The sequence below is a fragment of the Methylobacterium sp. WL19 genome, assembly GCF_008040005.1.
GTDB classification, from domain to species: domain Bacteria; phylum Pseudomonadota; class Alphaproteobacteria; order Rhizobiales; family Beijerinckiaceae; genus Methylobacterium; species Methylobacterium bullatum.
Genome location: NZ_VRVC01000005.1, coordinates 54,678 through 73,821, shown reverse-complemented (window position 1 = coordinate 73,821; position 19,144 = coordinate 54,678). Strand labels below are relative to the sequence as shown.

Below are 19,144 nucleotides of genomic sequence, written 5' to 3'. Positions count from 1 at the left end.
GGGTTCCATTTCGGCGCGGCCACACCCGATCCGGGCTCGGTCTTCGCCGACATCCTCGCCGACCCGGCCCTCCTCACACGCCCGGTCCTGCGGCGCGAGCAGGGCCTGATGCTGCAGCGGGGCAATCCTTTCGCCGTCTCCGCCATCACGGACCTGACCACGGGCGGCATCCGCTTCGTCAACCGGCAGCTCGGTGCGGGGACGCGGATCTGGTTCGACCGGCTCTGCGCCGAGGCCGGCATCGGCGGGGGCGACATTCGCGGCTACGAGACGGAGGAGTTCACGCATCAGGCCGTCGCGGCCCTGATCGCGTCAGGCGCGGCCGATGTGGGAATGGGCACCCGCGCCATCGCGGAGCGGTTCGCGCTCGATTACCTGCCGCTGGGGGAAGAAACCTACTTCCTGGCCGTCCGGGCGTTCGTCGGCGGCGAGCGCCTGGACGCGATCGCGGCCACCATTCGGCGGCGGGCGGAGGCCACGCCGGGCTATGCCTGAGCCGGTAGCCACGGGATTGCACGGGCGAGAGCATCGATTGCCCTCGCCCGTAGTTGGGAATCAGTGAGCCAGGATCTTCGACAGGAAGGTCTGCGCGCGCTCGGAACGCGGCTTGTCGAAGAAGTCGTCCTTGGTGGCGTCCTCGACGATCTCGCCGCGATCCATGAACACCACGCGGTTGGCCACCTTGCGGGCAAAGCCCATCTCGTGGGTGACGACCATCATCGTCATGCCTTCGCGGGCGAGCTCGATCATCACGTCGAGGACCTCGCCGACCATCTCCGGGTCGAGGGCCGAGGTCGGCTCGTCGAACAGCATGACGATGGGGTTCATCGACAGGGCGCGGGCGATGGCGACGCGCTGCTGCTGACCGCCGGAAAGCTGGCCCGGATATTTGTGCGAATGCGCCGAGAGGCCGACCCGCCCGAGAAGCTTCAGGCCGCGGTCATGGGCATCGTCCTTGGCCCGTCCCAGCACCTTGCACTGGCCGAGCATCAGGTTGTCGATGATCGACAGGTGGGGGAACAGCTCGAAATGCTGGAACACCATGCCGACACGGGCGCGCAGCTTGGGCAGGTTGGTTCCCTTGGCCTGGACGCCGATGCCGTCGACGGTGATCGACCCCTTCTGGATCGGCTCCAGGGCGTTGACCGTCTTGATGAGGGTGGACTTGCCCGACCCGGAAGGGCCGCACACGACCACCACCTCGCCCTTGGTGACCTGCGTCGTACAGCCGTTGAGAACCTGGACCGGGCCATACCACTTGCTGATGTTGTCGATGGCGATCATCGGCTTCGTCGAAGCCTGGGGATCGATGGCGGACATGACGGATCCTCGAGAGCTTAGCGGATGATGGCGACGCGGCGCTGAAGACGCCGGACGAGGGTCGAGGCGGTGATGCAGATCACCAGGTAGACGGCCGCGGCGAACAGATACATCTCCACGAGACGACCATCGCGCTGGGCCACCTTCGAGGCGGCGCCGAGGAAGTCGGTGAGGGAGATGACGTAGACCAGGGACGTGTCCTGGAAGAGCACGATGGTCTGGGTCAGCAACAGCGGCAGCATGTTGCGGAAGGCCTGCGGCAGGATTACTGTCCGCATGGTCTGGCCGTAGGTCAGGCCGATGGCCTGCGCCGCCGCCGTCTGCCCCTTCGGGATTGCCTGGATGCCCGCGCGCATGATCTCGGAGAAGAACGCCGCCTCGAACAGGGTGAAGGTGACGAGGGCCGAGGTGAAGGCGCCCACCGAGATCGGCCGCGACGCGCCCGTCATCCATTGGCCGATATAGGGAACGAGGAAGTAGAACCAGAAGATCACCAGCACGAGCGGCAGCGACCTCATGAAGTTCACGTAGATCTTGGCCGGGAGCGCCAGGGCGGTGATCCCGGAGAGACGCATCATCGCGATGATGGTGCCGAGGATGATGCCGCCCGAGGCGGCGAGCGCGGTGAGCGTCAGCGTGAACACCATTCCCGTCCCGAACAGGTACGGCAAGGATGAGAGGACGACTCCGAAGTCGAAATCCGTGAACATCGGTCCTCTAGTCCCGTCTGACGGTCGCGAAGGATGGGGAGAGGGAACGCGCCGTCATCAGCGCGATCCCGGGACGGCGATGCGGGTCTCGAGCTTGCTCGACACCGTCACGACGATCAGGCTGATGCCGAGATAGATGACCGTCGCCGCCGTGAAGGATTCGAAGACCTGCGAGGAGAATTCCTGCATCGAGCGTGCCCGCGCGGTGAGTTCGAGCAGGCCGATGGTAAGCGCCACCGAAGTGTTCTTGAGGTTGTTCAGGAACTCGGAGGTCAGCGGCGGCAGGATCACCCGGTAGGCGTTGGGCAGCAGCACGTAGCGATAGGTCTGCCACGTGGTGAGGCCCAGAGCCGTGCCGGCCATGCGCTGGCCGCGCGGCAAGGTCTCGATGCCGGTGCGGACCTGCTCGGCGACGCGGGAGGCCGTGAAGAAGCCGAGGCAGAGGACCGCCGTGTAGAACGACGAGTTCGGCAGCTGCTTCAGCCAGGTCCCCCAGGAGCCGGGCAGGATCTCCGGCACCACGTAGAACCAGAGGAACATCTGCACGAGGAGCGGGATGTTGCGGAACAGCTCCACATAGGTGGTGCCGACCCGTTGGGCCCCCCGGCTCGGAAGGGTGCGCAGCACCCCGATGAGCGAGCCGAGGGAGAAGGCGATGATCCAGGAACAGAGCGCCGTGGCGATCGTCCAGGAGAGGCCGGAGAGAAGCATGTCGGCATAGGTGCCGGTGCCTTCCGGCGACGGTTCGAAGAAGATCCGCCAGTTCCAGTTATAGTTCATCGCCTGTCGTCTGCTCCGATGCGGCGGCTTAGTAGGCGGCCGGGTCGGCGCTGTCGCTCGGCGACTCGAAGGCCTTCTTCATGGGATCGCTCATGGGAAGGCTGAGGTTGATGCCGCGCGGCGGGATCGGCTTGGTGAACCAGGTCTCGTACAGGGCCTTGCCCTCGGGGCTCTTGTAGAGCTTGGCCGTCGCCTCATCGACCACGGCCTTGAACGGCGCGTCGTCCTTGCGGAGCATGATGCCGTAGGGCTCGGGCTTCGACAGGGCCTCGCTGGAGATCGCATAGGCACCGGGCTCCTTGGAGCTGGCGGCCAGGGAGGCGAGGAGCACGTCGTCCATCACGAAGGCGGCGGCGCGGCCGGTCTCGACCATGAGGAAGGCTTCGGCGTGATCCTTGGCGGGCAGGATCGTCAGGCCGAGGCTGCGGGCGGTGTTGGCCTCGTTGATCTGGCGGATGTTGGTGGTGCCCGAGGTGGACACGACGGTCTTGCCCTTGAGATCCTCGATCGTGTCGAGCTTGGCCGACTTCTTCGCCACGTAGCGGGTGGCGGTGAGGAAGTGGGTGTTGGTGAAGGCGACCTGCTTCTGGCGGTCGACGTTGTTGGTGGTCGAGCCGCATTCGAGATCGACGGTGCCGTTGGCGATCAGCGGGATGCGGGTGGCGGAGGTGACGGGATTGAGCTTCACCTCGAGCTTCGTCAGCTTCAGGTTGGTCTTCACCGCCTCAGCGATCTTCTTACAGATCTCGAAGGCGTAGCCGACCGGCTTCTGGTCGCCGTCGAGGTAGGAGAACGGGACCGAGGCGTCGCGATAGCCGATGGTGATTTCGCCGGTCTCTTTGATCTTCTTGAGGGTGCCGGTCAGTTCCTGGGCGCCGGCACCGGATGCGCCGAGCGTAATGCCCATTGCCGATGCGAGGACGACCGCCGCCGACAGAGCGGCGGACCTGTGATGACCAAAATGCATGTGAAGGCTGGCTCCCGGAGGGGTTCTCGCCGATCGGACGACCGGCACGTGAGGCTCAACGTAGCAGCGGTCTCGCCCATCGCAATCGGTGAATGAGGCCTCACCGGAGATGTCAACCGCTCGACGAGGTTATAGCAATCGGCGTGCCGCGCGCGCGGCCAACAAACATTTAGGCGAAACAATGCCCCGCATTTGAAATCGTAACGGGTCGGAGAAGATGAGGGGGCACGGACCGAAACAGCACATGAAAAAGGCCCGGCTTTGCAGCCGGGCCTTTTTCAGAACATCTTGAATGATCTTGCGGGATCGGAGCATGGCTCCGATCCCGCCGGCCATCGATGCTTAGAAGTCGCGCTGGACGCGCATACGCACCTGGTAGGTGTCGTCGGCGGTCACGGTACGAACGGCGCCGGAGGCGATGTTCGCGGCGTTGACGGTGCCGCTCGACTGGGTGCGGTCCACGACGCGGCCGTTCTGGACGCCGACCTTGGTGTAGAAGCCCTCGACACCGATATCGAGGTCTTTCACCGGCGACCAGATCAGGCTCGCGCCGGCGACGATCTGGTAGGTGTCACGCAGAACCGGGCTGACGTCGAAAGAGGTCTGGCCGGGAACGCCGGTGAACTGACCAGTCGCACCGGTGGTCTGGAACGCCGCCGCATTGGCGGCGCGAGCGCCACGGGCGAAGGAGAGTTCGCCGTAGCTGCCGAACACGGCCGAACGCCACTCAGGCGACCAGTAGTGCAGGAACGAACCGACCACGGTGAAGCTGGTGGAGGTTTCGATCTTGCCGGTCAGAGGGTTCAGAGTGGCGTCGGACATGAAGGGATCGAAGGCAGCGCCGTTGATGGTGCTGGCAATCGAGGTGTAGCTGCCGTTGTAGGACGAGTAGCCCGTGTAGAGGGTCGCGCCCTCACCGTAGGCTCCCTGCAGGTACAGCGTATCGCCAGGAGCGATGAACGGGGTGTTGATCTTCACGCCACCCTGGACAGCCCAGCCGTACTCGCTGGCGGGAGCCCCAGTCACAGCAGCCCCACCAAGACCGGGAACCGAAGCTATACCGAAGGTCGATCCAACGGGATTCTGGACGTTGATTTCCTTGACTGCAGCCGAGATCTGAGCCGAACCCCAGGCAGCATCGTAGCGCAGCACGCCAACGAAGTCGGGCATGCGGTTACGCTGCGAAACGTCGTAGTTCGAGAACGTATTCGTCGCGCCGACTCCGATGAGGACCGGGGACGGAGCGCCAGTGACGCCAGCCGCACCGAAGGTCTGCGAGTAAACCGTGTTGCGACGGAAGGTCGGGTCTTCGAGCGAGACCGTGGCCGAGAAGCCTTCACCGAACTTGGCCGAGTAGGCCAGCAGGTTGGTCGACTGGACGTCCGAGTTCAGGGTCGCGCCGGCGAACTCGAAGTCGTGGGCGTAGAAGTCGAAGAACGAGGAGGCGCGACCGGCGGTGAGGCCGGCGAACTGGATGAACGCCTTGTCGGTGTTCACGAACTGCTGGTCGCGACCGACCTGGTCCTGGCCGGTTGCACCGAAGGCGGAGCCGATGCGCTCCTGGGTGCCGGAGCGGAGGCCGCCGGTGGCGCCGGTGCGCGAGGCGAACTGGATACGGGTGAAGGCGCGCAGGGTGCCGTAGGCCGTCTGGGTGCGGGCATCGACGTTGATGCGGGCGAGACCGATATAGCCGGTCGTGTCGCCGTTGCCTGAGCCGGAGCGGCTGTCCGTCGGCTGGTAGCCGATGTCGAGGCGGGCGCGGCCCGAGAGACGGATGCAGGTATCCGTTCCGGGGATGTAGAAGAAGCCGGCGCCGTAGGCGGAGCAGACGCGGACGTATTCGATCGGCACGGCCTTCTTCACGGGAAGGTCGGCGGCATGCGCTCCAGCGACCGACGCAAAGGCTGCGGCAGTACCGAGGAGTGAGCTCTTCAAGAGCTTCATTGATATCTCCAAAAGCTTCGAGACCCGAGGGACAGGCAACTTCAACCCGGCATGGACCGGCGTTCGTTTGCCTTTATTTGTTAGCCGGCAGGACTTGAGTGCCCCGTTCCGGCCGTGCCCCGGGGTTTCCCCAGTGCGTATTCACTCTGTGCGAGCGGGTTCCTGCGAGCAACTCGGAATCGCGAATGCCACATCGGTTCTGAACTGCTGTGGCGGCGCTGCAACGTTCGTCAGGCGGCAAACCATGTCATCGCCGGGACCGATTGATGTGCAGAGCGGGGGCTGGGAGAAGAAAACCAATGCATCCTGCGGCGCTATTGAGATCAGTTGTTCCCGCCAGCGCACCCTTTGCTTAGTTTTTGTGCTTCGCACCGTCACCGGACCGTCATGAATCGGACATTGGCCCGGTCCGGCGCCGGCCCACGCACCGGCGCCGGAGGGATGGATCATTTTCTCGGCGATGGCCGTCAGGCCCCCGGATTGTTGCGCCTCACACGAGACGGACGGGTCATCGCCTCGAGTTCGAGCAGGTGATCGAGCTGGGTCTCCGTCAGAAGCCCTTCCTCCAGCACGATGTCGGCCACCGGGCGATTCTCCGCCAGGGCGCGCTGGGCCACCCTCGAACACGCCTCGTATCCCAGAGCCGGCACCAGGGCGGTCACGAGACCGATGGAACCATGGACGAGGGAGCGGCAGCGTTCGCGATCGGCCTCGATCCCTTCGATGCAGCGTTTCGTGAGGGTATCCACCGCCGCGGTGAGCATGCGCAGGGAACTGAGAACGCAGTATCCGATGGTCGGCTCGAAGGCATTGAGCTGGAGTTGCCCTCCCTCGGCGCAGAGGGTCACGGTGAGGTCGTGGCCGATCACCAGGAAAGCGACCTGGTTGACCACTTCCGGGATCACCGGGTTGACCTTGCCCGGCATGATCGAGGAACCGGCCTGGACGGCCGGGAGCCGGATCTCGCCGAAGCCGGTGCGCGGCCCGCTCGAGAGCAGGCGCAAATCGTTGCAGATCTTGGAGAGCTTCACCGCCACGCGCTTCAGCACGCCCGAGAACAGCACGAACGCGCCGAGATCGGACGTCGCCTCGATGAGGTTCGAGGCGAGCACCATCGGATGCCCGGAGATGCGCGACAGCTCCTCCACCGCCAGGGATGCATAGCGCGGGTCCGCGTTGATGCCGGTGCCGATGGCGGTGGCACCGAGATTGACCTCGCGGAACAGCCCGACGATCTCGTTCAGCCGGGCCACATCCTCCTTCATGGTGGCGTGGAACCCGTCGAATTCCTGGCCGAGGGTCATCGGCACCGCATCCATCAGCTGAGTGCGGCCCATCTTGAGGACATCGGCGAATTCCACGGCCTTGCCCTTGAAGGCGTAGGCGAGGTCGTCGAGGGCCTTGATGAGGGGCTGGGTCGCGAACATCACGGCCAGGCGCAGGGCGGTCGGATAGGCGTCGTTGGTGGATTGCGCCATGTTGACGTCGTCGTTGGGGTGGAGCGCCGCGTAATGCCCCAGCGGGTGCCCCATCAGTTCCAGGGCGACGTTGGCGATGACCTCGTTGGCGTTCATGTTGGTCGACGTGCCGGCCCCGCCCTGGATCGCGTCCACCACGAACGATTCGGCAAAGCGGGGCTCGGTGGCGACGAGGGTGCAGGCGCGGTCGATGGCATCGGCCTTGTCGGCGGAAAGGTAGCCCAGCCGCCGGTTGGCGCGGGCGGCCGCCTGCTTCACCAGGGCGAGGCTTTTGACGAATTCGGGAAAGTGCCCCACCGGCACGCCGGTGATGGGGAAATTGGCGACCGCACGCTTGGTGTGGATCCCCCAATAGGCGCCGGCGGGCACTTCACCATAGCCGAGGAGATCGTGCTCGGTCCGCGTCCGCGCGCCCTCCATCTCGACGGTCCGCACGGTGGCGACGGCGATGTTCTCGGCCGGCGCATCGGTGGGCTTCTGCGTGTCCGTCGCCATCGGTCGTCTCCCTCGCGCCACGCTCGCGGCGGTACCGCCGAAGCCACATGCGGCGGCGGAGCCGTCAAGCGCCGTGGGCCGGCAATCCTGACATCGGCTCAGTCCTGAAGCCCGATGACCTGGAAATTCGTTCTCAGCTCATCGGACATGGGGACGTTCAGGCGCTCGCCGTTCGGCAGCCGTTTGAGGAACCAGCGCTCGTAGATCCAGCGCAGCTCGCGCGACTCGGCGAGACGTTCGAAGGCGGCGTTCACGACGCCGGCGAATTGCAGGTCGTCCTTGCGGAACATCAGGCCGTAGGGCTCGAAGGACAGCTTGTCCGCCAGCACGGTGTAGGACGCCCCGTCCGGGCCGGCCGCGGTGATGAGGCCATAGAGCAGGACATCGTCGAGCCCCAGCGCGTCGGCCCGGCCGTCCCTGACCATGGCGAAGGATTCGGCGTGGTCGCGGCCCGTGACGACGGTGGCCGACAGGTTGAGTCGCGCTATCAAAGCTCGCAGGGCCGCCTCGTTGGTGGTGCCGGCGGTGACCGCGACGGTCTTGCCGGAGAGGTCGCGATAGGAGCCGATGGGCGCGCCGCGCTTCACCAGGAGCTTGGTGGCGCTGAAATAGGTGATGGGCGAGAACGCCACGAGCTTGCGGCGCTCCGCATTCGCCGTGGTCGACCCGCATTCGAGGTCGATCTTGCCCGAGGTGACCGCCGCGATCCGGGTCTCCGGGGTGACGGGCTCGTAGCGCACGGTGAGATCGGTGCGGCCGATCTCCTTGCCGATGGCATCGACCACCTCCAGGCAGAGATCGATCGCGTATCCCACCGGATGCCCGGCCGCGTCCTTGAACGAGAAGGGCAGCGAGTTTTCGCGATAGCCGAGGGTGACGGCCCGCGATTCGCCGATCTTCTTCAGCGTGCCGGTGAGAACATCGATGGCGGAAGCGGGCGCGGCGCTCAAGGCGAGCACCAGGGCCCCGGCGGCCACTGCCCTCATGCCTTTCGCGTGCATTGTCCGTGTCCCGTCATGCCATAGGGGTTGCGATCGGCGGCGAGCGATGCCGCCGGCGGTTCAGGCCGGCTCGGCCAAGGGCGACACGTCCCGGTCGAGGCTCTGGTCGGTCAGTTCCAGCTGCCCCTCCCATTTCGCCACGGCGACGGTTGCGACGCTGTTGCCCAGGACGTTGGTGGCCGAGCGGCCCATGTCGAGGAACTGGTCGATGCCGATGATGAGGAGGAGGCCGGCCTCCGGGATGTGGAAGGTCGAGAGCGTGGCGGAGATCACCACCAGCGAGGCGCGGGGCACGCCGGCCATGCCCTTCGACGTCACCATCAGCAGCAACAGCATGGTCATCTGCTGCCCGAGGGTCAGCGGGATGTTGTAGGCCTGCGCGATGAACATCACCGCGAAGGTGCAGTACATCATCGAGCCGTCGAGATTGAACGAATACCCCATCGGCAGGACGAACGAGGTGATCTTGTTGGGCACGCCGAAGCGCTCGAGGTTCTGCAGGGTCTTCGGATAGGCCGCCTCGCTCGATGCGGTGGAAAAGGCGAGAAGGAACGGCTCCTTGATCAGGTTGAGGAGCCGCCGCATCTGCTTTCCGACCAGCAGGAAGCCGGCGAAGGCCAGCAGGCACCACAGCATGGCGAGGCTGAAGTAGAACTCCACCATGAACTTGCCGTAGGTCACGAGGACGCCGATGCCCTGCGTGGTGATCGTCGCCGCGATGGCCGCGAACACCGCGACGGGGGCGAAACCCATGACGTAGCCGGTGATCTTCAGCATCACGTCGGCGAGGCCCTCGATGCCCTCGGCCAGGAGCTTGCCCTTCTCCCCCAAAGCCGCGAGGGCCACGCCGAAGAAGATCGAGAACACGACGATCTGCAGGATTTCGTTGTTGGCCATCGCCTCCACGGGGCTCTTCGGCACCAGATGGGTGACGAATTCCTTGAGCGAGAGCGACGCGGCCTTGAGGTTGGTGGTGGCGCCGGCATCCGGCAGCGGGAGGTTCAGGGCGTCGCCGGGCCGCAGGATGTTGACCATCACCAGGCCGAGCAGCAGCGAGCACAGAGACGCGCCGACGAACCACAGCATCGCCTTGCCGCCGACGCGGCCGACGGAGGCGGTGTCGCCCATATGCGCGATGCCGACGACGAGGGTCGAGAAGACCAGCGGCGCGATGATCATCTTGATCAGGCGCAGGAACACGTCACTGACGAGGGCGATGTAGCCGGAGATTTCCTTGGACGTCTGAGGGTCCGGCCATGTGATGTTACAGAGATACCCGACCGCGATGCCCAGAAGCATACCGATGAAGATGTAAGTCGTCAGCCTGGACTGCATCGCACTTCCTCACCGGCAGAAACGTTGTCTAGGTCTTGCATGACACATGCCACACTCGACATGCTTCATGCCTTGCACCGTCGCATCGCGAAGTCGTGACGCCCGGTGATCCGATCGACCGGCCCATCACCTCAAATACGGGGTGAGCGCGAACTTTCGGCGGTGCTTCGACCTCGAAGATCAAGTCCTTCGTGATGTCGATCCGAGAGGAGGTTATTCCCTTTTCTTAGCCGCGCAAGCACCCTTCGACGGGACGGGCCGCAAATCGGCGGGCGCCCCCATGCGGAGCCAAGGCTCCGTCGGATCGATACGGCGGGTCAATGCGGGCGCAGGCCCGACGCGACCCTCGCCGCCCGGCGGATGGCTTCCGGCTGCGGCTCGCCGGCCGGGACGACCCAGCTGCCGCCGACGCAGAGAACCTGCGCGATCTTCAGCCAATCCGGTGCGGTCGCCTCGGTGATCCCGCCGGTGGGGCAGAAGCGGACCTGCCCGAACGGGCCGGTGAGGGCCTTCAGGGCCTTGACGCCGCCGGCCGCTTCGGCGGGAAAGAACTTGAACCGGTCGAGCCCGTGGTCGAGGCCGCGCATGATGTCGGCGGCATTGGCGACCCCCGGCAGGAACGGGATGCCGCGAGCGATGGCGGCCTTCGTCAGCGGGTCGGTGAGACCGGGGCTGACGATGAACTGCGCGCCCGCCTCCATCGCCGCGTCGAGATCCCGCTCGTTGAGCACGGTGCCCGCGCCGACGACGGCCCCCTCCACTTGCGCCATGATGCGGATCACCTCCAGGGCGGCGGGGGTCCGCAGGGTGACCTCCAGGGCCGTCAGGCCGCCATCCACCAGCGCCCTGGCGATCGGCTCGGCATGGGCGGCGTCCTCGATCACGAGGACGGGGATCACGGGAACGGAGCGCATCAGCGCGTCGATGGTGGTCATGAAATCGTCCTCTGGGTCGTGAAAGGGAGACGGTGTCCGTTCGATTGTCCCGGATCGAGGTGTCTCGACAGGCCCCCTCTCCTTCCAGGAGAGGGAACCCGCGCCCTGCTTCCCGTCTCGGAGACACGCGCGAACCGAGGGGCCGGAAGACAGCCCTGCAATAAGACCGTCCTACAATCCGGCGGCGCTGAGCATCGCGGACGCGCCCTGCTCGGCCCCGTCGGCCCCGTGGCGCATGAAGGCGAAGAGCTCGCGGCCGGTCCCGAAAGCCGGCGGCGGCGGGGTGGCGCCCTCCCGCGCCTCCCATTCCTCCGGGTCGACGAGGGCCTGGAGCGTTCCGTCCTCGGCGCTGAGGCGGACGATGTCCCCGTCGCGCAGCTTGCCCAGCGGACCGCCGCCGAGGGCCTCGGGGCTCAGATGGATCGCCGCCGGTACCTTTCCGGAAGCGCCGGACATGCGCCCGTCGGTGACGAGGGCGACGCGGAAGCCGCGATCCTGCAGAACGCCGAGCTGAGGCGTCAGTTTGTGCAGTTCGGGCATTCCGTTGGCTTTCGGCCCCTGGAAACGCACGACGACGACCACGTCCCGCTCCAGTTCGCCCGCCTTGAAGGCAGCCATGACATCGTCCTGATCGTCGAACACCCTCGCCGGTGCCTCCACCGTCCAGCGCGAGGGATCGACGGCGCTGGTCTTGAAGGTGGCCCGGCCGAGATTGCCTTTCACCAGCCGCATCCCGCCATCCGGCTGGAAGGCGTTGGCGGGGCCGCGCAGGATGCTCTCGTCGTGCGAGGCCGCGGGCGCGTCCTCGAACACCAGTGCGTCCTCGATGAGCTTCGGGTCGCGGGCATGGTCGCGCAGGCGCCCGCCGGCCACGGTGAGGATGTCGTCGTGCAGCAGGCCCGCATCGATCAGGCTGGCGATGACGTAGGACATGCCGCCGGCGGCGTGGAAGTGGTTCACGTCCCCGGAGCCGTTGGGATAGACCTTGGCCACCTGCGGGATGACCGCCGAGAGCCGGTCGAAATCCTCCCAGTCGACGATGATCCCGGCGGCCCTGGCGATGGCCGGCAGGTGGATGGCATGGTTGGTGGAGCCGCCGGTGGCCAAGAGGCCGATGATCGCGTTGACGATGGCCTTCTCGTCGACGCAGCGCCCGAGGGGCCGGTAATCGTTGCCGGCGGCACCGATCTCCGTGAGCCGGTGGACGGCCGCGCGGGTCACCGCCTGGCGCAGCTTCGTGCCGGGATTGATGAAGGACGCGCCGGGCATGTGCAGGCCCATCACGTCCATCATCATCTGGTTGGAATTGGCGGTGCCGTAGAAGGTGCAGGTTCCCGCCCCGTGATAGGACGCGGATTCCGATTCCAGCAGCTCGTCGCGGCCGACCTTGCCCTCGGCATAGAGCTGGCGGATGCGCTGCTTCTCCTTGTTGGCGAGGCCCGAGGGCATCGGCCCGGCAGGGATCAGGATCTGCGGCAGGTGCCCGAAGCGCAGCGCCCCGATGAGCAGGCCCGGCACGATCTTGTCGCAGATGCCGAGGAGGGCCGCCCCGTCGAACATGCCGTGGCTGAGCCCCACCGCCGTGGAGAGCGCGATGGTGTCGCGCGAGAACAGCGACAGTTCCATGCCGCGCTGGCCTTGGGTGACGCCGTCGCACATGGCCGGCACGCCGCCCGCCACCTGGGCCGTGGCACCGACCTCGCGGGCGAACAGCTTCATCTGCTCCGGGTAGCGGCCATAGGGCTGATGCGCCGACAGCATGTCGTTATAGGCGGTGACGATGCCGATATTCATGCCCCGGCCGGCCTTGATCGCCGGCTTGTCCTCCCCGGAGGCCGCGAAGCCATGGGCGAGGTTGCCGCAATTGAGCATCGGCCGGTGCACGCCGCCGTCGCGTTCGCGGGCGATCAGGTCGAGATAGGCGCGCCGGCTCGCCTTGGAGCGCGTCACCACGCGCTCGGTGACGGCTGCGACTTCCGGGTGAAGCTCGGTCATGGCAGATCCTTCCCTCGCTGATGCGAAGCCACCTGCTGTCAGGAACGTAGAGGGCTCGTCTCGCAGGCGATAGATCGGTCGCCGCGCGGTACGATCAATGACCGGATCGGCTCAGCACGTTTCAGGCCATCGCGGTTCGGTGCGGGCGATGGTGCGGACGGCGGGACTCGAACCCGCACAGCCTTTCAGCCGCAAGATTTTAAGTCTCGTGCGTCTACCGGTTTCGCCACGTCCGCATTGCGGGATCAGCGGTAACGAGGCGAGGCTCCGAGATCAAGGCGCCCAGCCATAGAGCCAGTCGTAGCGGCGGCCCATCCCGGCGGGGCCGAGGCGGCGCATGACGAGGTTGCGGGCAAAACCGACGAGCCCGCCCGCATGGTAGGTCCGGCCGTTGCCGCGCGCGGCCGATTGCACGCGCCGGGTGCGGGGCGCGCGCAGGCCGGCATAGGCCGCCAGCGACGCCGCCACGTCGTCGGCCCGCAGGGTCAGGGCGAAGACGGCCGCGTCCTCGATCGCCAGCGCCGCCCCCTGCGCCAGGAACGGCAGGACCGGATGGGCCGCGTCGCCGATCAGAGCCACCCGGCCCCGCGCCATGGGCCGCGCGGTCGGCCGGTCGACGAGGGACCAGACCAGCCAGGAATCCGGCGCGGTCAGGAGCTCGGCGAGAACCGGGGTCGCGTCCGGAAACTGCGCGCGCAGGACGGCGGGCTCGCCGAGCTGACCCCAATCCTCGCTGCCGAGGCGCTCGGGCACCACGGCCACGATGTTGATGCTCCGCCCGCCCTGGATCGGGTAATGCACCACGTGCCGGCGACGCCCGAGCCACAGTCCGGTCTCGTCGCCCTGCAATTCCGGAGGCGCGGCATCGCGCGGGATCGTGGCGCGCCAGGCGGCCTCGCCGCAGGACCGCAACCGCCGGCCGTCGAAATGGCCGCGCAGGGTCGAGCGCACGCCATCGGCCCCCACCACGAGGTCGACGGCCAGCGTCTCGGATCGCGAGCCCTGGCCGCTTTCGAGGGTCAGTTCGACGGAGGTGTCCGATTCGGCGAGCCCCCTGACGTCCCGCCCCATCATCAGGCGGATTCCCGGCCGGCTGCGCACGGCATCGAGCAGGAGCGTCTGCAGGTCGGCCCGGTGGATGACGTAATAGGGCGCGCCGTGGCGGCCGCGCAGTTCGGCCCCGAGTTCGACGCCGCCGATCTCGCGCCCCGACCCGAGGGCACGCACCACCACCCGTGGCGGCTCGCTCGCCGCCCGGCGCAGGGCGGCGCCGAGTCCGAGGGAGATCAGCACGCGGCTGGCATTCGGGGAGAGCTGCAGGCCGGCGCCGACCTCGCTGAACCCGGTCCGGCGCTCGACGAGCGTCACCTCATGCCCGGCGGCATCGAGGGCAAGGGCGGCCGTCAGGCCCCCTATGCCCGCGCCGACGATGGCGACGGCGAGGCTGGGGGCGGCGTGAGGGGCTCGGGACCCATGGGAACCGTCGGACACCTGCGGATCTCGCCCTCGCGAATCGTGTGCGATCAGGCGGCCTTCGCGCCGTTGTCGTCCCAGACGGCGGCGGCCGGATCGGCCGTGCCGGCCTTCAGGCCGGGGCGATAGCGGTAGAGTGTCGAGCAATACTGGCAGATGATCTCGTCATCGGTCCCCATGTCGAGGAAGACATGCGGATGATCGAAGGGCGGCTTGGCGCCGATGCACATGAACTCCTTGGAGCCCACTTCGATCAGGGCAACTCCGAGGTCGTTATGGAAATGCGGCACCGCCTTGTCAGCCATCGCCCGATCCTGCCTCCGTCCCGCCGGGGCCGAGCCCCGCCCGGGCACCATTGCTCCGTCCGGGCCATTCTCTACCCGCTCGTCGCCCTCAAGCCTAGCGCCGAGGATTCCCCAAGCCCAGCAAAAAGCCCGCCTCGTCGAGGCTTGGCCTCCCGCGCATGCCGCCTTAGAGAGGGATGTCTCTCAGCCGCTCTTACGAAACCACGTTCCCCATGACCCAGAACGAACAGGCCGTCGTCGAAGGCGGTCGCCGCGCGCCTCGGCCGCCGATTCACGGTCCCGAAGGGTTCGAGGGCATGCGCAAGGCCGGCCGCCTCACGGCGGAGGCCCTCGACGTGCTGATGGAGGCCACCGCCCCCGGCGTGACCACGGAGGCGCTGGACCGCCTCGCCTACGAATTCGCCATGGACAACGGCGCCTACCCGGCCTCGCTGCTCTATCGCGGCTACCCGAAGTCGATCTGCACCTCGATCAACCACGTGGTCTGCCACGGCATCCCCAACGACAAGCCCCTGCGCGACGGCGACATCGTCAATCTCGACATCTGCCTCATCGTCGACGGCTGGCACGGCGACAGCAGCCGCATGGCCTATGTCGGCGAAGTGCCGCGCAAGGCGGCACGCCTGTGCGAGATCACCCACGAATGCCTCATGCGGGGCATCGCCGCGATCAAGCCGGGCGGCTCCACCACGGATATCGGCCGCGCGATCCAGGCCTATGCCGAAGCCGAGCGCTGCTCCGTGGTGCGCGATTTCTGCGGGCACGGCCTCGGGCGCGTCTATCACGATGCGCCGACCATCCTGCACTATGTCGAGCCGAGCTACGACGTGGCCTTCGAGCCGGGGCAGTTCTTCACGGTCGAGCCCATGATCAATCTCGGCCGCCCGGCGGTGAAGGTGCTCTCCGACGGCTGGACCGCCGTGACGCGGGATCGCTCGCTCTCGGCGCAGTTCGAGCACACGGTGGCGGTGACGGAGACGGGGGTCGAGGTCTTCACCTTCTCGCCCAAGGGCCTGCATCAGCCGATCGCCCCCTCCGCCTGACGATGCCGGGATCCGGAGGCAAGACGATGCCGCGCCTCCCCCTCGAAGCGCCCGCCGGCGAGGCGGCCTCGGACGCTCCCCATTATCTCGGGCACCGCGACCGGCTGCGGGCGCGCTTCGCCCAGGCCGGGGCGGATGCCCTGCCGGATTACGAACTCCTCGAACTCGTCCTCTTCCGCGCCATCCCGCGACGGGACGTGAAGCCCCTGGCCAAGGCCCTGATCCGCCGCTTCGGCAGTTTCGCCGAAGTGGTGAGCGCGGAGCCGAACCGCCTCGCGGAGGTGGAAGGCGTGAGCCGGGGCGTCGTCGCCGATCTCAAGCTCATCGAGGCGGCGGGCCATCGCCTGGCGCGAGGCGCCATCGCCGCCCGCCCCCTGCTCTCCTCCTGGGCGGCGCTCCTCGAATATTGCCGCGCCACCATGGCGTTCTCGCCGCGCGAGCAGTTCCGCGTGCTGTTCCTCGACAAGCGCAACCACCTCATCGCCGACGAGGTCCAGGGCCGCGGCACCGTCGATCACACCCCGGTCTATCCGAGGGAGGTGGCCCGCCGCGCCCTCGAACTCTCGGCCACCGCCATCATCCTCGCGCACAACCACCCCTCCGGCGATCCGGCGCCCTCGGCGGCCGACATCAGGATGACGCGGGAGATCGTGGCGACCCTCGACCCGCTGGGGATCGTCGTCCACGACCACGTCATCCTCGGCCGGGATGGACACGCGAGCCTGAAGGGGTTGAAGCTGATGTGAACGTGCTACTCTGACGATCGGATCGCGGCGGATCGTTCGCTTCGCGGCGATCGGACGACACCATCGGTCTGCTGCGAAGCGCACATCGTCCTGGTGGCGCGCCTCTTGCGAAGATGCCGGGATAAAAGGGGAGGCGCGAATGGCGCTCGCTGCGTTCGACGAAATGAATGGGATACCGGGAGCCGCCCTGGGCGATGCCTCGGTTCGCGAAGCCTATGACAGCCTGAAATCGTGGCTCGAGACGACGCCGCCCGAGCACTTCAACACGCGGCGCAGCCAGGCCGAGATGCTCTTCCGGCGCATCGGCATCACTTTCGCCGTCTACGGCGCCAACGAATCCACCGAACGGCTGATCCCCTTCGACATCATCCCACGGGTGATCACGAAGCCGGAATGGAGCTTCCTCGAGCGTGGGCTGAAGCAGCGCGTCACCGCGATCAATGCCTTCCTCAGCGACATCTATGGCGCCCAGGAATGCATCAAGGCCGGAATCATTCCAGCCGATCTGGTCTATCGCAACCCGCATTACCGGATGGAGATGCGGGCCTTCAAAGTCCCGCACGACCTCTACGTCCACATCGCCGGCATCGACATCGTCCGCACCGGCGAGAACGACTTCTTCGTGCTGGAGGACAATGCCCGCACGCCGTCCGGCGTCTCCTACATGCTGGAGAACCGGGAGGTGATGCTGCGGCTCTTCCCGGAACTGTTCTCGCGCCATCGCGTGGCGCCGGTGGAGAACTATCCCGACGCGCTCCTGGCGACCCTGCGCAGTCTCGCCCCGCAGACGGCGACGCGCGACCCCTCCGTCGTGCTGCTCACTCCGGGACGCTACAATTCCGCGTTCTACGAACACTCGTTCCTGGCCGACAAGCTCGGCGTCGATCTGGTGGAGGCCTCCGATCTCTTCACCAAGGACGACGTGGTCTACATGCGCACCACGGAAGGCCCGCGCCGGGTCGACGTGATCTATCGCCGCCTCGACGACGACTTCCTCGATCCCCTGGTGTTCCGGCCCGATTCGGTGCTCGGCGTGCCCGGCCTGATGAACGCCTACGAGCGCGGGACGGTGACCCTCGCCAACGCGGTCGGCACCGGCATCGCGGACGACAAGGCCGTCTACAGCTACATGCCGGAGATCGTGAAGTTCTTCACCGGCGAGGAGCCGATCCTGCACAACGTGCCGACCTATCGCTGCCGCGAGAAGGAGGCCTTCTCCTACGTGATGGACAACCTCGCCGACCTCGTCGTGAAGGAAGTCAACGGATCGGGCGGCTACGGCATGCTGGTGGGCCCGCACGCCACCAAGCGGGAGATCGAGGATTTCAGCCGCAAGCTGCGCCACGCGCCGGACGGGTTCATCGCCCAGCCGACCCTGGCGCTGTCCACCTGCCCGACCTTCGTCGCGTCCGGCGTCGCGCCGCGCCACGTCGATCTGCGGCCCTTCGTGCTATGCGGCTCCGACGAGATCCGGATCGTTCCCGGCGGCCTGACCCGCGTCGCCCTCAAGGAAGGGTCGCTCGTCGTCAATTCCAGCCAGGGCGGGGGCACCAAGGATACCTGGGTGCTGGACGCCTGACGCTACGTCAAAGCCCACCCCGGAAGCGGGGTGGATCGTTTTCTCGCCCATCGCCTTAACGGAAGCCCATGCTGTCCCGGACCGCCGACAATCTGTACTGGCTCTCGCGCTACGCCGAGCGGGCCGAGTTCGTCGCCCGCATCCTCGATGCGGCCCATCGGCTCGCCGCCCTCCCCTCGAGCTATGGTGGCGGCGAGACCAACGAATGGGCGTCGGCCCTGGCCTCCGCGGGCGACCCGGAGGTGTTCAAGCCGCTCTATGACAGCGTCAACGAAGCGACGGTGTGCAACTTCCTGGCCTTCTCGCCCCACAACCCGTCCTCGATCCGCTCCTGCATCGAGACCGCGCGCGAGAACGCCAGGTCCGTCCGCACCGCGCTGACCACGGAGATGTGGGACGCGATCAACGGTGCCTGGCTCGAACTGCGCAACTACGAAGGCCGCGATCTCAATCGCGACGAGTTCAGCCGCTTCCTCGAATGGGTGAAGGGCGTGTCCCTCGCCTTCGACGGCTCGGCCTACCGCACCATGCTGCGCAACGACGCCTATTGGTTCACGCGGCTCGGCACCGCCATCGAGCGGGCCGACAACACCGCCCGCATCCTCGACGTGAAGTATCGCATCCTGCTGCCGGCCACGGAGAAGGTCGGCGGCAGCCTCGATTATTTCCAGTGGACCACGATCCTGCGCGAGGTCTCGGCCTTCAACGCCTATCACTGGGTCTATCGCGAGAGCGTCAAGCCGCTGCTGGTCGCCGACCTGCTGATCCTCAACCGGCAGATGCCGCGCTCCCTGACCAATTGCTACGGCATGCTGGTGGAGCATCTCGATCTCATCGCCGACGCCTATGGCCGCCGCGGCGCGAGCCAGCGCCTGGCGAGCAACACCCTCGCACGCCTGGAAGGCGAGAACATCGATCGGGTCTTCCGGTCGGGTCTGCACGAGTTCGTGACCGCCTTCATCGTCGAGAACAATCGTCTCGGCGCGGCGGTCATCGAGCAATATCTGGTGTAGGGTTTCGTCGAATCCCGAGTTCTAC

The 19,144-nt window shown here is 66.8% G+C and carries 17 protein-coding genes and 1 tRNA gene; 5 read left to right on the top strand and 13 right to left on the bottom strand.

Annotation, left to right across the window (positions count from 1 at the left end):
* A partial coding sequence (locus FV220_RS02525; protein ID WP_187273303.1) for a substrate-binding domain-containing protein occupies positions 1–495 on the top strand: 495 nt, incomplete at its 5' end.
* A 60-nt stretch (positions 496–555) separates the two neighbouring features.
* Here the strand turns inward: FV220_RS02525 and FV220_RS02520 are convergent.
* The 13 genes from FV220_RS02520 to FV220_RS02460 all read right to left on the bottom strand — a co-directional run bounded on the left by FV220_RS02520 (position 556) and on the right by FV220_RS02460 (position 14,738).
* Positions 556–1,284, bottom strand: coding sequence for an amino acid ABC transporter ATP-binding protein (locus FV220_RS02520; RefSeq protein ID WP_187273305.1), 729 nt, complete (start codon positions 1,282–1,284; stop codon positions 556–558).
* A gap of 53 nt (positions 1,285–1,337) precedes the next feature.
* Positions 1,338–2,030 carry an ABC transporter permease subunit gene (locus FV220_RS02515; protein ID WP_018044823.1) on the bottom strand — a complete coding sequence of 231 codons (693 nt, stop codon included), beginning with the start codon at positions 2,028–2,030 and terminating at the stop codon, positions 1,338–1,340.
* Between the two features lie 57 nt (positions 2,031–2,087).
* Entirely contained in the window at positions 2,088–2,810 is a 723-nt protein-coding gene (locus FV220_RS02510; RefSeq protein WP_056148160.1) for an amino acid ABC transporter permease, read from the bottom strand.
* A gap of 28 nt (positions 2,811–2,838) precedes the next feature.
* On the bottom strand, positions 2,839–3,717 hold the full coding sequence (locus FV220_RS02505) for an amino acid ABC transporter substrate-binding protein (protein ID WP_147829474.1): 879 nt from the start codon (positions 3,715–3,717) through the stop codon (positions 2,839–2,841).
* A gap of 402 nt (positions 3,718–4,119) precedes the next feature.
* Complete coding sequence (locus tag FV220_RS02500; protein WP_056148157.1) at positions 4,120–5,721, bottom strand: porin; 1,602 nt, start codon at positions 5,719–5,721, stop codon at positions 4,120–4,122.
* A 467-nt stretch (positions 5,722–6,188) separates the two neighbouring features.
* Complete coding sequence (locus FV220_RS02495) at positions 6,189–7,694, bottom strand: aspartate ammonia-lyase (protein WP_147829470.1); 1,506 nt, start codon at positions 7,692–7,694, stop codon at positions 6,189–6,191.
* A gap of 98 nt (positions 7,695–7,792) precedes the next feature.
* Positions 7,793–8,680 (bottom strand): amino acid ABC transporter substrate-binding protein, encoded by an 888-nt coding sequence (locus FV220_RS02490; protein WP_238253994.1) that lies wholly within the window; start codon positions 8,678–8,680, stop codon positions 7,793–7,795.
* Between the two features lie 75 nt (positions 8,681–8,755).
* Complete coding sequence (locus FV220_RS02485; protein ID WP_018044829.1) at positions 8,756–10,030, bottom strand: dicarboxylate/amino acid:cation symporter; 1,275 nt, start codon at positions 10,028–10,030, stop codon at positions 8,756–8,758.
* A 317-nt stretch (positions 10,031–10,347) separates the two neighbouring features.
* Entirely contained in the window at positions 10,348–10,965 is a 618-nt protein-coding gene (gene eda / locus FV220_RS02480) for a bifunctional 4-hydroxy-2-oxoglutarate aldolase/2-dehydro-3-deoxy-phosphogluconate aldolase (protein ID WP_147829467.1), read from the bottom strand.
* Between the two features lie 171 nt (positions 10,966–11,136).
* A complete protein-coding gene (edd, locus tag FV220_RS02475) occupies positions 11,137–12,960 on the bottom strand; it encodes a phosphogluconate dehydratase (RefSeq protein WP_147829465.1) in 1,824 nt (607 codons plus the stop codon).
* 149 nt (positions 12,961–13,109) lie between these two features.
* Positions 13,110–13,196, bottom strand: a tRNA-Leu gene (locus FV220_RS02470).
* 37 nt (positions 13,197–13,233) lie between these two features.
* The gene (locus FV220_RS02465) at positions 13,234–14,451 is read right to left on the bottom strand and encodes an FAD-dependent monooxygenase (protein ID WP_056148145.1); all 1,218 of its coding nucleotides are present in this window, start codon (positions 14,449–14,451) and stop codon (positions 13,234–13,236) included.
* Positions 14,452–14,483: 32 nt separating this feature from the next.
* A complete protein-coding gene (locus tag FV220_RS02460; RefSeq protein ID WP_018044833.1) occupies positions 14,484–14,738 on the bottom strand; it encodes a zinc-finger domain-containing protein in 255 nt (84 codons plus the stop codon).
* Between the two features lie 212 nt (positions 14,739–14,950).
* Here FV220_RS02460 and map point away from each other — a divergent pair, with 212 nt between their 5' ends.
* The 4 genes from map (at position 14,951) to FV220_RS02440 (ending at position 19,119) form a co-directional block, all read left to right on the top strand.
* Positions 14,951–15,781 (top strand): type I methionyl aminopeptidase, encoded by an 831-nt coding sequence (gene map, locus FV220_RS02455; protein WP_147829463.1) that lies wholly within the window; start codon positions 14,951–14,953, stop codon positions 15,779–15,781.
* Between the two features lie 26 nt (positions 15,782–15,807).
* Positions 15,808–16,527, top strand: a complete 720-nt coding sequence (gene radC / locus FV220_RS02450) for a DNA repair protein RadC (protein WP_246689365.1) — start codon at positions 15,808–15,810, stop codon at positions 16,525–16,527.
* Between the two features lie 139 nt (positions 16,528–16,666).
* Positions 16,667–18,106, top strand: a complete 1,440-nt coding sequence (locus tag FV220_RS02445) for a circularly permuted type 2 ATP-grasp protein (protein ID WP_018044836.1) — start codon at positions 16,667–16,669, stop codon at positions 18,104–18,106.
* A 68-nt stretch (positions 18,107–18,174) separates the two neighbouring features.
* Positions 18,175–19,119, top strand: coding sequence for an alpha-E domain-containing protein (locus tag FV220_RS02440; protein ID WP_018044837.1), 945 nt, complete (start codon positions 18,175–18,177; stop codon positions 19,117–19,119).
* The last annotated feature ends 25 nt before the right edge of the window (positions 19,120–19,144 follow it).